The following is a 15520-nucleotide window of genomic DNA, read 5'->3' as shown; positions in this document are numbered from 1 at the left end:
ATAAGAATGAAGAGAAAAATAAAGCAGTTAAATTGGAAACGTAACTTAATAACAAAAAAAATTAAATATTTTATTTTTATGAAATTTCTGTCATTTATTTTCTTTTTTGTAAAAAGACGAAAGGAAATAATTAATCCCGATACAGTAAAAAAAGTGCTGATTATTAGAAATGATTGTATTGGTGATATGATTGTTACTACACCTTTTATTCGTTGTTTATCTAATGCTGGGTATAAGGTTTATATTTCATCAAGAAAAAGTAGTTTAGATATTCTTGATGGTAATCCGTATATTAGCGATTGTTTTTTATATCAGGATAGAAAGCTAAATAATTTGGTTGATTCTATTCGAACAATAAGAAAACATCAATTTGATTTATCCATTGATGCAAGATTTCATCGAAGATTAGACCTAAAACACCTAATTTTTTGTTGTTTAATTAAAACAAATATTTTATTGAGTTATAATAAAAGTAATATAAAAGCCTTCAATATCTCTTTGCCATATTATAAAACGAATGATCATGTAACAAATCAATTAAAATACTATTTAGATAATCTTAATATTAAACATGACTTATTCAATTACGATATTTATATTAATCCTTCACAAAATCAGAATGTTACTGATTTTATAAACCGATACATTTATCCTAATAAATTTGTTGTTATTAATCCATTCGGCGGTTCAGAATATCGGTGTTTATCAGGCTCTCAACTTCAAGGGATTTGTGATTTATTTAAGAAACATTATCAGGATTATAAAATCGTACTAATTGGTGAAGGTAAGAAATTTGAAAAATTATCATTGCTAGATACAATTAAATTTAAGTCTGAGACAATTATGGATGTTACTCCATTGATTAAAAGAGCTGATTTAGTGATAAGTGTTGATACATCGATTGTACATATAGCATCGGCATTTTCTACGAAATGTATTTCCATTTATATGGAACCTTTAGCACCAAATTTAGTAAATTTGAAGTCCATATATAGTAGGGAATATAGTGATTACAAATATTTAAGACAAGATTTATTTCTCGATGGAAAATATATAAAAAAATACAAACCTAGACTTGAGTTTCAAATAAATAAAGATCTATGGGCACCAAATAATATTAATGGTAGACAGCTTGTTTATGATGCTAATAGTATCGAATCAGTAGAAGTGCAAAAATTATTGGAATCAATAAAAAAATATATTTAATTATTTTTTTGTCTACCCCGTAATTTATAGATTAAATAAAGAGTATAATATTTCATACCATTAATAAATTTCTTTTCTTTAAAGCTAGATTTTGCATAAATTCGATAATCATTTACTCGCATTTTAGGTTTATAACTTTTTAAATTACAGTTAGCCCAAGGAGTAAAATGTTTATAAAAACAATAAATATTTTGGGCTATACCTGTATGTTCTTGATACCATATTTTTCTTGGACCTGTAAAATGCACAAAATAAGGTAACGATTTTTTATGATGAAAAAAAGATTCTTTTTCTTTTTCATTCATCCAAGTAAATAAATAATTCCATTTAACATCAACAAAAACAACACGTTCTTGCAAAACAATGTTTAAAGCATCTTGGTCTGGGTAGATTAAATTATAATTCTCTGGTGATAATAATGTTTGGTTGGCTTTATTTTCTATGTCAAATTTTTTCCAATTCTGAGTGTTAATATATAAAAAACCTGAATTAAAATATTTTTTATTTCCTAACGATAAACGATTTGCATTTGCTAAAAGATTATCATCATTTAAAGAATCAGCTGTTACCGCACAAACTACTGAATCAATATTGATATTTAAAACAGGAGAAATGTCGCCAAAACATAAGATATCAGCATCTAAGTAAATAAACTTATCAATATAATCAGGTAATAGTCTTGGAACAGATAAGCGAATATACATTGAACGATTGATATGTTTTACTTTTTCATTCTTAATTTCAATGTATTTATTTAGCTCATCAATAGGAATTGAATAAAGCGTAATTGCGGAGTTAATTTCTTTTAGCTTATTTTTTTCTTCGTCTGAAACATCATACAAAAAAATATGAAAATGAATATTATTACTTTTATTATTGAGTATGATCGAAGTAATAGAAACACCAACATGTTCTAGATAATTGGAATCTGTACAATATACAATATTAATAATACTATTATTCATTTCAAACACTCATTAATACAATTTGTTAAATATATCATAGCTATTTATGTATTACAAAATAGTTAAATAAATATGAAATGGATAGTTAATTTTTTTTATAATAATTAGTTATGTTACAATAAATCAAATTTCAAATTCTCAGTATTACTAGAACATGTTAACAGCAAATCTTTTTATTAGTAAGATTACAACTTTATTTAGTCATATTATTGAATCACAAGAAACAGTGCATATTGCATTTTGTTTCGATGATAATTATGCAATGCCAGCAGGTATTGCTATGTCATCAATTATTATCAACAACCCCGATAAAAATCTTTTTTTTCATTTATTTGCTAATAAAGTATCTAATAAAAAAATTGAAGACTTTAATCAACTTAGTCAGAATAATACCACAATAATCTGTTATGAAGTGAGCGATGATTTCTCGATAAATCCTGATACTTTAGTACTACATGTTTCGGCATCAACGTGTTTACGTTTTGTCGTACCACAAATACTAAATAAAATAACATCCAGAGTGTTATATTTAGATTGTGATATTCTTTGTACTAACAATCTGAATCATTTAATCAATACCGACTTATCCGATAAATATGCCGCTGTAGTGCCTGATGTAGAGAAAACTCAAGAAAAGCAATGTTCAGCCTGTGATATTCCATATGGCGAATATTTTAATGCGGGTATGATTTATATCAATACTGATATGTGGGTAGATAATAATCTTACCGAAAAAGCTTTTGCAATGATTAATAGTGGTAAAGTTTACAAATTTGCCGATCAGGATGTTCTGAATATATTAATGCAAGGTAAAACTCAGTTTCTACCTAAGATATTTAATCAACTTACATCGCTTACAGTTGGTGGAAAAGAAGATAGCGGTTTAAGTGATGATACGGTTATAATTCATTACGTAACTGGCAATAAACCATGGTACCAATTATATTTAACCCCCCTTTATCAACGCTATATTGCTACTTCACCATGGGCTAATCAAAAATTATTATTAGCTAACGAGAATGCCCCATCAACTACAAGGCGTTATGCAAAACTGTTAGCTAGTAAACATCAATATTTCAAAGCTTTTAAATATTATCTTTTATATTTAAAGCACAAAGTATTTAGAAAGTAATTTATTCTAACAAATAGAATAATGGTTTTAGTTGTATGGAAAATGATATGCACTATAGTGATAAATTTTTAAAAAATATATTAGTTTTAAATAAAAATGTACAGGTTACTGAAGGATATCATATTGCTTATTGTTTCGATGATAATTATGCAATGCCAGCTGGCTTATCTTTGATGTCTGTTATTGAAAATAATCCGAATATTGCGATTAATTTTCATTTATTTACTAATAACCTTTCTAAACAAAATTTAGCTCATTTTGAAACATTAGCGAAACAATTTGATTGCTCTATAACTTGTTATGAAATAGATAGCAATTTTTCAGTAAATTCTGATACATTAGTTTTAGGAATATCAATTGCAACATGTTTAAGATTTATTGTTCCTGAAGTTTTAGAAAAAATAACAAGCAGAGTTTTATATTTAGATTGTGATACCTTATGTGTGGGGAATTTAGAAGGGCTTTTTAATAGAGACTTAACTAATAAAATAGCCGCGGTAGTACCTGATATTGAAAATATGCAAAATACCCAAGGTAAACGTTATGGAATCCCTTATGGTGAATATTTTAATGCAGGTGTTATATTTTTTAATACATTATTATGGAATCATAACAAATTAACAGAAAAGACATTTCAACTTATTAATGATGGGAATGTATATACATTTGCAGATCAAGATGTTTTGAATATTGTTATGAAAGAAAATACATTATTATTAACTTCGGATTATAATAATCTAACAGCATTGACTGTAAATGGAAATGAGGACGCTAAAGTTAATAAAACAACTAAGATTATACACTATATAACTAAAAACAAACCTTGGCATCAACCTTATCGAACTAATTTATTTGATTATTATTTTACTAACTCACCTTGGAAAGATATGTTATTACCTTTCTATAACGATAACAAAACTTCTTCAATTAGAGCTTATGCAAAATTAATGTTTAAGCAAAAGAAATATCTATCAGGAATAAAACATTATATTATTTATTTAAAAACTAAATTTAAAAAATAATATTCGGTCAATGATCTTGTTGCTTTCAAGCTTATTTAGTTAATAGATTAGAAAAATTTTAATCTATTTCTAACTAAGCTATTTATAGTTAAAGTTCATGTGTATATTTCTAACGTGGTTATTGATATAGTATACTTCGTTTTTTTTGATGGTTAATTATCCAATTTAATGACTATTGTTTCATGCCGATTTTATGAGGGCGTTATATTTTACTAACGTTAATTATTTCTTTAACAAATTTTCTAAAGTATATAAATAGGGCTTATCTTTTGATTAGGTGTATTTTAAGTGATTGATGATTTTGCAGAAAATGGTTTACTTGCGACAGCTATTGATGGCTTTGTTGCAAGAACGCCACAAAAACAGATGGCAAACAAAGTCACTAAAGCAATACAAGCACAACAATCACTGGTGGTTGAAGCGGGAACCGGTACAGGTAAAACCTTTGCTTATTTAGTTCCAGCATTACGAAGTGAGAAGAAAGTCATCATTTCAACTGGCTCGAAAAATCTACAAGAACAGTTGTATAGTAAAGATTTGCCGATTATCAAAAAAGCTTTGAACTATACCGGTAAAATTTCACTTCTTAAAGGTCGAGCCAATTATCTTTGTTTAGAGCGTATGTATCACCAATATGCGGCAGCAGGCGATTTAGATAAGAATTTACGTACAGATCTTGTCCGCGTAAAAAATTGGTCGATTAAAACTAAAGACGGTGATATTAGTAAATGTACAACGGTAACCGAAGATAATCCAATTTGGCCAATTTTAACTAGCACTAACGATAATTGTTTAGGAAGTGAATGCGAGCACTATAATGATTGTTATGTGGTTAAAGCTCGTAAGCGAGCGTTAAATGCTGATATTGTTGTGGTCAATCATCATCTGTTTTTAGCTGATGTAGTAGTAAAAGATACTGGGTTTGGTGAACTGATTCCAAAAGCTGATGTAATGATATTCGATGAAGCTCATCAACTGCCAGACCTGGCATGCCACTATTTTGGGGAACAGCTAACCAGCCGACAACTGTTTGATTTAGCCAAAGAGATAAATTTAGCTTATCGAACCGAAGTCAAAGATATGTCTCAGTTACAGCAATGTGCTGATAAACTGCAAAAATGTACCCAAGACTTACGATTATTAATAAATCAGCAAAATAATAAAGGCAACCTGCGTTATCTATTTAATCAAGCTAACATTAAACAAGAATTATCTTATTTATTTGATGCTCTTGATTTTTGCAAAGAAGTACTTTTATTAGCGATAGGGCGCTCTACCACGTTAGATAATTGTTTTGATCGTGTTAACCAGTATCAATTATTATTGAAGCGTCTAACAGAAACACATGTATCTGGTTTTAGTTATTGGTATGAGAGTTCATATAGTTCTTTTCTTTTCGCATTAACACCATTGTCGGTAGCTGATAAATTTGCAGAGTTATTAATCGAGCGCAAAGGAAGCTGGATCTTTACATCAGCAACCTTATCAGTCGATAATCAATTAGATTATTTCACCAAACGTTTAGGGTTAACTAATTCTGACTCATTGATTTTAGAAAGCCCTTTCGACTATAACAACCAGACAATATTGTGTGTGCCACGTTATATACCATCACCAAATGAGCAAGGTAATGCTGAAAAATTAGTTAATATTCTATTACCTGTTATTGAAGCTAACAAAGGACGCTGCTTTTTCCTCTGTACTTCATATGCCATGATGAATGCTTTAGCGACACAATTTCGAGAATTGACTAAATTACCTGTGTTAGTTCAAGGTGATACCAGTAAAGTAAAATTATTGGAGCAATTTATTCATAGTGGTAACGCTCTATTAATTGCAACTAGCAGTTTTTGGGAAGGAATCGATGTTAGAGGCGACACACTTTCTTGTGTTATTATAGATAAATTACCTTTTACTTCACCTGATGATCCTTTAATTAAAGCTCGAATTGAAGATTGCCAAATGCAAGGTGGTGATGCATTTAATGAGGTTCAATTACCCGAAGCTGTTATTACCTTAAAACAAGGAGTAGGGCGATTAATTCGTCATCACAATGATCGTGGCGCAATTATTATTTGTGATAATCGATTAGTCATGCGACCATATGGCGCAACATTTATTAATAGTTTACCACCTTCGCCAAGAACGCGAGATATAAATAAGGTCATCAATTTTTTATTATCTAACAGTGAATCGATAACTGATAATTTGGAAAGCAAATGAGTACTATTTTAGCCATTGATACTTCAACAGAAGCTTGTTCAGTCGCATTATTTTATCAAAATGAAATCACTCATGATTTCATTATTTCAGAGCGAGATCACACCAAAAAAATCTTACCCATGGTGGATAAAATTTTGCATCAAGCCGGGTGTAGTCTTTCACAACTAGATGCCATTGCTTTTGCTCAAGGTCCTGGTAGCTTTACTGGAGTGCGAATAGGGATTGGAGTGGCTCAAGGTTTAGCGCTTGGTATTGATGTTCCAATGATAGCTGTATCGACATTGCAAACTTTAGCACAAGGTGCTTATAGAACTAAACGTGCAACTAAAGTTATTCCAGCAATAGATGCTAGAATGGGAGAAGTTTATTTAGGACAATACCATTATCAAGATCAACAATGGCAAGCGATCATTCCTGAATGTGTGATTAAACCTGAGGATGTGGTAACTAAAATCCGACATATTGATAATGATGATTATTCGGCTGGCACTGGTTGGCAAACTTATCCTAATATGTTAGCAATGATTAAATCAAGTGAAGTGTTATTACCTGAAGCACAAGATTTGGTGGTTATCGCCCAGCAAAAATGGTTAAGAAAGGAAGTGGTTAAAGTTGAAGATGTTGAGCCAACATATTTGCGCAACGAAGTTACATGGCAAAAATTACCAGGTCGATAACAGCAGATAAGCGATCGAAATGCGTTATCTGCTGTGAAATTAGGTTTACTGCTTATTCTTGAAATAATCCCAAATTAGCTTTGGCATAGGCTTCAAAGTCAGTGCAACCACCAATTGGTTTTTCATCGATAAAAATTTGGGGTACGGTTTCGACCGGTTTACCAACACTTTTTGAAAGATCTTCTTTGGTAATACCTTCAGCATTGATATCAACGTAACGATATGAAAAGTCATCTCGTTCTTGTGATAATTTTTCTGCTAACTCTTTAGCTCGCACACAATATGGACATCCTTGACGTCCGAAAATTACAGCATACATAGTTCACCTCTAATAGTTAAATTTAATTGTTGGATTAACTATACTTCAGTTTTAAATAAAAAAAAGTAGTTAAATCTAGTTGATATAATAGATTATACCTATTGACATTACGCTTGCAAAGTTAGCAAGGTATACGTTTTAATCATTTAGATACTTTATCGAGTATTTTGTCTGTTATGACAAAAAAATTTTGAGGAAAGGGGGTTTTAAGCCTCAAAAATAGTGCTAATTTGATATTACTCGCTATAATTTTAATTTTAACCATTAAATGGATGTCAGTATGTTAAAAAAAATGATATTTATTTTGTCATTAACTTTATCGATAACCACGTTTGCAGCACAAAAAGAGTGCCCTGTAAAACCAAGTTACGATATTGTGATAAATAAAGACAGTATCCATATATATAATAAATCAAATGATTTATCTATTATGAATGATGGTCAGGTGATATTAAATAAAAAAATAATATCACCAAATCCATCATTGCGAAAAAAACTTGATCAGTTTGAGAAAGGTTTACGCTCACAATTACCTCAACTAGAGCAGCAATCATTAAGCTTATTGTCTGAAGTAAAAGTTGCTTTTGATCAGGCAATCACCAAAAAGTTGAGTGATGATCGTGAACTGCATAGCGAATTAAATAAATTATATAAAAGATTAGTGAAATTATTACATGGTTCCCTTATTAGCGAGAATGGCAGTACAAAATTTTATTATCAAAATTTTAATAAATTAAAAAAAGATGGGCACGATATTGGTGAACGTATTTTTTATAATGTTATTGGTGGTAGTATTTTAGATTTTAATTTGTTTAAAAACATAGCTGCGATTAAAGATATTTCGAAAAATGAATGGAAGGCTCAAAAACCAAAACTTAAAGCCTTTGATGCTCACATTTGCTCGGTTATTACGGATGTGGATCACCAATATCAACAGATTTTAACAGAACTTAATCAATCGGCCGACAAGTAAATAGACAATAATCAAAACTTTTGCGAAAATATCTTATCTACAATCATCAGGTAAAAGAAGTAATCAGCTTATGACAGCGAATATAATTGATGGCAAAGCGTTAGCATTGCAAATACGCAATGAAATTGCTCAAAAAGTAAAAAAACGTAATGAACAAGGTTTATCTGTTCCCGGATTGGCTGTTATACAAGTTGGTTCGGATCCAGCCTCGAAAATTTATGTAAAAAATAAACAAAAAGCTTGCGATGATGTTGGTTTTGCTTCTTTTGCGTATGATTTTCCATCGTCAACCACTGATGAATTATTAGCATTAATTGATGAATTGAATCAACGATCCGATGTTCACGGTATCTTAGTTCAATTGCCTTTACCGGATAATATTGATAAAACTAAAGTGCTAGAGCGTATCGATCCGCGTAAGGATGTCGATGGTTTTCATCCTTATAATATTGGTCATTTATTACAACGAGATCCAATACTAAGACCATGTACACCATATGGTGTCGTTAAAATGTTGGAATCAACCGGTATTAATTTATCGGGGTTAAATGCAACAGTTGTTGGGGCGTCGAGTATTGTTGGTCGTCCTATGGCATTAGAGCTATTACTTTTAGGATGCACAACCACAATCACCCATAGTCGAACAGTGGATGTAGCAAAGCATGTCAGTAATGCAGATATTGTTGTGGCTGGTGTCGGTATACCTAATTATGTCAAAGGTGAATGGATAAAACCGGGTGCTATAGTGATTGATGTTGGTATTAATCGTTTGCCTGATGGGAAATTAGTTGGTGATGTGGAATTTGATGTTGCTAGCCAACGAGCCGGCTGGATCACGCCAGTACCTGGTGGTGTTGGGCCGATGACGGTAGCAATGTTAATGAGTAATACATTAGAAGCATGTGAACGATTTAGTGAGTAAGCATATTAAAAGATATTGCTCACCTTTTTAACAATTTTTACGTAATAGAATGAAATTAAGGAACATTTTATGATTATATTTCATACTTCATTAGGCGATATTAAGATTAATACTTTTGAAGACAAAGCTCCAGAAACAGTTAAAAATTTTGTTGAATATTGCCAAGAAGGTTTTTATAACAACACCATTTTCCATCGTGTCATTAATAATTTTATGATTCAAGGTGGTGGTTTTGAACCAGGTATGAAACAGAAAAAAACTAAATCGCCGATTAAGAATGAAGCTGATAATGGTTTAAAAAATAATCGTGGTACATTAGCCATGGCGCGTACCAGTGATCCTCATTCTGCAACAGCGCAATTTTTCATCAATGTCGTTGATAATGATTATTTAAATTATCGCTCATCAGATATCAATGGTTATGGTTATTGTGTTTTTGCCGAAGTTGTCGATGGTATGGATGTGGTTGATAAGATTAAAGCGGTTAAAACTGGCCGTAGTGGCATGCATTCTGATGTTCCTGTAGAAGATATCATAATTAAGAGTGTAACGGTTGAATAATCCGGTTCGCTTTTTTATTGCAGATATTCATCTTGCAGACAATCAGCCTGCTGTAGATCATTTTGATATAACAGCAGGTTTTTTATCTTTTCTAAAACAATTACCTAATCAATGTGAGCTTTATATACTTGGTGATTTGTTCGATTATTGGGTAGGTGATGATGTACAGTCAATACTACACAATCAAATCGCTGATGCCTTAAAAGAGCTCTCGTCACGCCATATTAAAAAATTCTTTGTACATGGCAACCGTGATTTTTTAATTGGTAAGCATTACGCTAAACGCTGTGAAATGACTTTGCTAGGCGATATTAATTGTTTGTTGAATCAAAATAAAAATATTGTATTTTTGCATGGTGATTTGCTTTGTATTGATGATCCTCAATATCAAAAATTCCGCAAAATCATGCATAAAAAATGGCTACAAAAATTATTTCTATTACTACCATTAAAAATACGTTTAAAAATTGCCACTAAATTACGTAAAGAGAGCAGCCAGCATAATCAAATCAAATCTGAAACTATTATGGATGTAAATCCAAAAGCTGTCATTGATATGATGATTGCCAATAACGCTAGTATTATGGTTCATGGACATACTCATAAACCTGCTACACATCATCTTTATATTAATGGCGAGCCTGCGACTAGAATTGTGTTAGGAGCTTGGCATGATGGCATTTCGTATATAAAACAAGAAAAAAATAGCACCACTTTAGAACTTTATAACCACTCTTTCAAATAATCACTTTGTAGAATTTGTTCAGTATCACCATAGATTTGTAATTTCCCTTGCTCTAAAACTGCTACGTGTTGTGCAATGCGTTTAACTTCATTGATATTGTGCGTTACATAAACAATAGGGATATTTAGATCATTTACTAGTTTATCAATATAGCTTAATAGCTCTTTTTTACGGGGCATATCTAAAGCTGAGAGTGGTTCATCCATTAGTAATAATTTTGGTTCTGCTAATAGCGCTCGACCAATGGCAATACGTTGTTTCTCACCACCCGATAACATTGCTGGATAACGATTGAGAAGTGAACCTATGTTGAGTACCGAAACTATTTCGTCAAATCTTTCTGTATTCAATGATTTTGCACCATAAGTTAAGTTTTTTATTACTTTATAATGGGGAAAAAGCAATGCATCTTGAAAAACAGTACCAATTTGTCTTTTTTCTGGCGTTGTAAAAATTCCTTTTTCAGTATCAACCAAAGTAGTTTGATTTAGTTTAATACAACCGATATCTGGTTTAATCAAACCATTAATAAGGTTAATCAGAGTTGATTTTCCTGATCCGGAGACACCTAAAATTGCCGTCACGCCATGACAGGGAATTTCATGTTTAAACTGGAAAACAAACGAGGCGAGTTTTTTGCTCACATTTATATTTAACATGATGAACTATCCTGTTAACTTCTTTTTATGCCAACGATTAAGCATTTCAGATAAAAATAAAGCAATTAATGATAATAGTATCGAAACAATGCAAAGCCGTAATGCACCGGATTCGCCATCAGGGATCTGTAATAAAGTATACATAGCTAAAGGAATTGTACGAGTTTCACCTTGAATATTTGAAACGAAGGTAATTGTTGCGCCAAATTCACCTAGACAACGCGCGAAACCAAGTACGGTTCCCATTAAAATGCCCGGAAATGCTAATGGTAAAGTAATGGTCATAAAAACACGAAATGGTTTAGCGCCAAGGGTTCTTGCGACTTTTTCTAATCTTGAATCAATTGATTCAATCGCTAATCGAATCGATCTGACCATAAGAGGGAATGCCACCACAGCAGAGGCTAAGGCAGCACCTTGCCAATTAAAACTGAAACTGAGATGGAAATAGTTATTTAACCATTCGCCAATAATACCATGACGTCCCATCGTTAAAAGTAGTAGATAGCCTAAAACAACAGGCGGTAAAACTAATGGAAGATGAACAATACTATCAAACAATGATTTACCTATGAATTGACATCTTGCTAAAATCCAAGCAGTTAATATCCCTAGTGGTAGGCTAAAGATTATTGCTGCTCCAGCTATTTTTAAGCTTAGCAGCAATGTTTGCCATTCAAATTCAGTTAATATCATCTTTTCAAAATACTAATTAATTAAAAAACCATATTTTTGGAAAATATTTTGTGCTGTTGGTGAATTTAAATATTGATAAAAATCTTTCGCTTCAGGTTTCAATAATGTTATTGGATACTCAATAGCTTTGAATGTATCGGCAGGAAAACTACCAACGATCTTCACTTTATCACTTACTTTTGCATCAGTGCTATACACAATCCCTAATGCAGCTTCATTGCGTTCAACTAACATTAACGCATCACGAACATTACTTGCTGGAGCCATTTGTGGTAACAATTTATCAAATACGCCTAAATTAGTTAAAGACTCTTTAGCGTAAAGTCCCGCAGGGACATGGTCAGGATCACCTACAGCTAACCTTTCGCCTTTAGGTAAAATTATTTGCCAGTTGGTCTCTGCATTAATGTCTACTTTGTCTAATTTAGATTGTTTTGGCGCTATTAAAACTAAGCCATTTTTTAACAAATTTTGTTTTTCTGTTGTAATTTTATGTTCAATAAGATAATTCATCCATTTTTGATCTGCTGACATAAATATATCTGCAGGAGCACCTTGTTCAATTTGTTTAGCTAATACAGAAGAAGAAGCAAAGGAAAATACGATTTCGGTATCTTTATGCTCTTTTTTATAACTAGTTGCGATATCTTGCATTGCATTAGTCAGCGATGCTGCGGCAAATACTGTGATTTTTTGACTGGCTGTTGCAGATAAACTCACAAATAAAGCTGTTAATATTATTATTAATCCAGTGATTTTTTTCATATTATCCCTTATTTTCGTTATATAAAATAATGCATAACGATGCTATCAAACTTTACCAATAATGTACAATTAATCTTTACTTGTTAGCGAAATTTTATTGTTCATAAAGAGATATGATTACAATTTTTGGTGGAAAATAAAAAAACGTCTACAATAGAATAACTTTACCATTAATAATGGTTTATTTAATCTAATAAGGCACAAAATAATGCTGTCAGCAGAAATTTTATTAACTTTAAACTTAAATCAGCAATTATTTACTGATCCACGGCGCATTGCCCTACTAAAAGCGATAGAGCAAACAGGCTCATTAAGTCAAGCGGCCAAACAAATCGGTATAAGTTATAAAACTGCATGGGATGCGATTAATGAAATCAATAATTTGGCTCCAACCCCTTTTTTGATTACCGCTACAGGAGGAAAAAATGGTGGAGGTACCAAACTTAGTGCTTACGCTGTAAGATTTATACAACTTTACGATCTATTAACTCAGCTACAATATAATGCATTTAATATTTTAAATGATGACAATATTGCGCTGGATGATATTTTAAAAATTACTGCTAAATTATCGTTGCAAACCAGTGCTCGTAATCAAATTTATGGTAGTGTTGCAAGTATTGAAACCAATAATATTGCCGGATTTGTAAAGGTTAAATTAAATGATAATCAAACGGAACTAAAAGCTTATATAACTCAGCAAAGTATTGAACGTTTAAAAATAGATGTTAATAAAACCGTGCTTTTACTTATTAAAGCCCCTTTGATTGAATTGAATAATTTAAATGAAAATCAATTAACGGTTAAAGTTGAAAAAATAATCACTGATGGTCAGTTATCTGAAATTTCATTTTCATTGCCATCAGGTATGATACTTTACGCAAGCAAATTAACCAGCGAAGTTAATCGTGTAAAGTTAATCGAAGGTCAGCAAACAACCATATCTATCGATCCTCAACATATTATCATTGCTACATTAGTTTAGTCATTTGAGGTATTTATGTTACAAATTGAAAATACAATATATAAAATTAGTGATTTCCGCGTTTTTACTATCGAGTCTTTGACGATTAATGCTGGCGATATTGTTGCTTTTGTCGGCCGAAATGGATCGGGTAAGTCAGTATTAGCTAAAGCGTTAGCTGGTGATCAAACAGTATTATCAGGGAAAGTAATTAATCGTTTTAAATCTATCGCGCATATATCCTTTGAGCACTTACAAAAGATCATCGATGATGAATGGAAACGAAATAATACTGACATGCTAAGTGATAAAGAAGATGATACTGGATTAACTACGGCTGAGATCATCCAAGAACATAATCAAAACCAAGCGCTTTGTGAAAGTTTAGCACTACAATTTGGTATAGCAGATCTTTTAAATCGTCGTTTTAAATATCTTTCTACCGGAGAAACTCGTAAAACCTTAATTTGTCGCACATTAATGAGTGAACCTGAACTATTAATTTTAGATGAGCCTTTTGATGGTTTAGATGTTGCATCTCGAGCTAATTTAGCTGAAACACTCAGCCAACTATCAAAACAAAATATTACTATTGTAATGGTATTAAATCGTTTTAATGAGATTCCTCCATTTGTTAAATATATTGGATTACTGGCTAATTGTCAGCTATTGAAATATGGCACAAAAGACACCATATTAAATGACGTAGCTGTGAAACAACTTACTAATTTAGAACATTTATCTAATTTTACTTTACCAGAGCCTGATGAAGTTTCTGTGCCATTACCCAACGATTTAGATCGGATTATTTTAAATAATGGGTTTGTTCAATATGATGGTAAAGCAATTATTAATGGATTAAGTTGGCGTGTCAAAGCTAATGAAAATTGGCAAATTATTGGCCCTAATGGAGCAGGTAAATCCACATTACTCAGTTTAATAACAGGCGATCATCCACAAGGCTATAGTAATGATTTAACACTATTTGGACATAAGCGAGGCTCTGGTGAAACTATATGGGACATCAAGCGTCATATTGGCTATGTAAGTAGTAGTTTTCATCTAGATTACCGAGTTAGTTTAAGTGTGGAAAATGTATTGGTATCAGGTTATTTTGATTCAATTGGCGTATATCAAACAGCTAGTGATAAACAATTAAAATTAGTTAAACAGTGGTTGCAATTATTAGATTTAACCGAATTAGCTGAGAAACCGTTTCAATCACTTTCATGGGGGCAGCAACGTTTAGTCCTAATTGCTAGGGCTTTAGTTAAACACCCAACGCTACTGATTCTAGACGAACCATTACAGGGACTCGATTATTTGAATCGTGAATTGGTAAAAAATTGGATTGATAATTTAATTGATAAAGGTAATACACAATTATTGTTTGTTTCGCATCATGTAGAAGATGCGCCAAAATGCATCACTCATCGATTAACTTTTGTGCCTAATGAGACTGTTGGCTATCAATATAAAATAGAAGGTATTAAAAAATTGTTTAGATAAAAGCTATTAAATTAAGTTTTAAAAATAGGAATAATCAATAAAAAAAGTTTTTTAAATAGCTCAAAATTTAGTCAAAATCCGGAAAAAAGTTTATATTGATTATACTTAGCAAGTTATCCCCTATGCCTGTGGATAAGTCTGTGAATAGTTGATTGAAAAGTGTGTTAACCTCAATGCTCATC

Annotated in this window: 16 protein-coding genes; 11 read left to right on the top strand and 5 right to left on the bottom strand. The window is 31.6% G+C overall.

Translation table 11 applies throughout. The annotated features are described in order from the left end of the window. Positions 1-6 precede the first annotated feature (6 nt). Positions 7-1206 (top strand): glycosyltransferase family 9 protein, encoded by a 1200-nt coding sequence (locus B6C84_RS04920; protein WP_086319779.1) that lies wholly within the window; start codon positions 7-9, stop codon positions 1204-1206. Here the strand turns inward: B6C84_RS04920 and B6C84_RS04915 are convergent. Then, positions 1203-2171, bottom strand: coding sequence for a glycosyltransferase family 8 protein (locus tag B6C84_RS04915; RefSeq protein WP_086354370.1), 969 nt, complete (start codon positions 2169-2171; stop codon positions 1203-1205). The genes B6C84_RS04920 and B6C84_RS04915 overlap by 4 nt on opposite strands. Before the next feature lie 154 nt (positions 2172-2325). Between B6C84_RS04915 and B6C84_RS04910 the strand changes: the two genes are divergently transcribed. The 4 genes from B6C84_RS04910 (at position 2326) to tsaB (ending at position 7225) form a co-directional block, all read left to right on the top strand. Then, positions 2326-3303, top strand: a complete 978-nt coding sequence (locus B6C84_RS04910) for a glycosyltransferase family 8 protein (protein ID WP_086319699.1) — start codon at positions 2326-2328, stop codon at positions 3301-3303. Positions 3304-3338: 35 nt separating this feature from the next. Continuing rightward, the gene (locus tag B6C84_RS04905; protein ID WP_086319701.1) at positions 3339-4325 is read left to right on the top strand and encodes a glycosyltransferase family 8 protein; all 987 of its coding nucleotides are present in this window, start codon (positions 3339-3341) and stop codon (positions 4323-4325) included. Positions 4326-4613: 288 nt separating this feature from the next. Beyond that, positions 4614-6548, top strand: a complete 1935-nt coding sequence (gene yoaA, locus B6C84_RS04900; protein ID WP_086320273.1) for a DNA repair helicase YoaA — start codon at positions 4614-4616, stop codon at positions 6546-6548. After that, the gene (gene tsaB / locus B6C84_RS04895; RefSeq protein ID WP_086320272.1) at positions 6545-7225 is read left to right on the top strand and encodes a tRNA (adenosine(37)-N6)-threonylcarbamoyltransferase complex dimerization subunit type 1 TsaB; all 681 of its coding nucleotides are present in this window, start codon (positions 6545-6547) and stop codon (positions 7223-7225) included. Before yoaA ends, tsaB begins: the two co-directional genes overlap by 4 nt. Before the next feature lie 52 nt (positions 7226-7277). Here the strand turns inward: tsaB and B6C84_RS04890 are convergent, their stop codons facing one another. Continuing rightward, positions 7278-7544, bottom strand: coding sequence for a GrxA family glutaredoxin (locus tag B6C84_RS04890; RefSeq protein WP_065579308.1), 267 nt, complete (start codon positions 7542-7544; stop codon positions 7278-7280). 280 nt (positions 7545-7824) lie between these two features. Here B6C84_RS04890 and B6C84_RS04885 point away from each other — a divergent pair, with 280 nt between their 5' ends. The 4 genes from B6C84_RS04885 to B6C84_RS04870 all read left to right on the top strand — a co-directional run bounded on the left by B6C84_RS04885 (position 7825) and on the right by B6C84_RS04870 (position 10745). Next, on the top strand, positions 7825-8517 hold the full coding sequence (locus tag B6C84_RS04885) for a DUF2884 family protein (protein WP_165754894.1): 693 nt from the start codon (positions 7825-7827) through the stop codon (positions 8515-8517). A gap of 70 nt (positions 8518-8587) precedes the next feature. Beyond that, positions 8588-9439, top strand: coding sequence for a bifunctional methylenetetrahydrofolate dehydrogenase/methenyltetrahydrofolate cyclohydrolase FolD (folD, locus tag B6C84_RS04880; protein ID WP_086320270.1), 852 nt, complete (start codon positions 8588-8590; stop codon positions 9437-9439). Between the two features lie 69 nt (positions 9440-9508). Then, positions 9509-10000 carry a peptidylprolyl isomerase B gene (gene ppiB, locus B6C84_RS04875; RefSeq protein ID WP_065613375.1) on the top strand — a complete coding sequence of 164 codons (492 nt, stop codon included), beginning with the start codon at positions 9509-9511 and terminating at the stop codon, positions 9998-10000. Continuing rightward, a complete protein-coding gene (locus B6C84_RS04870; RefSeq protein WP_086320269.1) occupies positions 9993-10745 on the top strand; it encodes a UDP-2,3-diacylglucosamine diphosphatase in 753 nt (250 codons plus the stop codon). Before ppiB ends, B6C84_RS04870 begins: the two co-directional genes overlap by 8 nt. Here the strand turns inward: B6C84_RS04870 and modC are convergent. The 3 genes from modC to modA are packed head-to-tail and all read right to left on the bottom strand — an operon-like array spanning position 10724 to position 12865. Further along, entirely contained in the window at positions 10724-11404 is a 681-nt protein-coding gene (modC, locus tag B6C84_RS04865) for a molybdenum ABC transporter ATP-binding protein (protein ID WP_086354369.1), read from the bottom strand. The genes B6C84_RS04870 and modC overlap by 22 nt on opposite strands. Before the next feature lie 6 nt (positions 11405-11410). Further along, positions 11411-12100, bottom strand: a complete 690-nt coding sequence (modB, locus tag B6C84_RS04860) for a molybdate ABC transporter permease subunit (RefSeq protein ID WP_065613372.1) — start codon at positions 12098-12100, stop codon at positions 11411-11413. Between the two features lie 12 nt (positions 12101-12112). Beyond that, entirely contained in the window at positions 12113-12865 is a 753-nt protein-coding gene (gene modA / locus B6C84_RS04855) for a molybdate ABC transporter substrate-binding protein (protein WP_086320266.1), read from the bottom strand. Positions 12866-13073: 208 nt separating this feature from the next. On the opposite strand from modA, the gene B6C84_RS04850 reads away from it, so the two are divergent. Continuing rightward, positions 13074-13850 (top strand): TOBE domain-containing protein, encoded by a 777-nt coding sequence (locus B6C84_RS04850; RefSeq protein WP_086354368.1) that lies wholly within the window; start codon positions 13074-13076, stop codon positions 13848-13850. A 15-nt stretch (positions 13851-13865) separates the two neighbouring features. After that, complete coding sequence (gene modF / locus B6C84_RS04845) at positions 13866-15338, top strand: molybdate ABC transporter ATP-binding protein ModF (RefSeq protein ID WP_086354367.1); 1473 nt, start codon at positions 13866-13868, stop codon at positions 15336-15338. Positions 15339-15520 lie beyond the last annotated feature (182 nt).

The organism is Gilliamella apis, from assembly GCF_002142155.1.
GTDB classification, from domain to species: domain Bacteria; phylum Pseudomonadota; class Gammaproteobacteria; order Enterobacterales; family Orbaceae; genus Gilliamella; species Gilliamella apis.
This window is presented reverse-complemented; position numbering and strand designations above follow the sequence as displayed.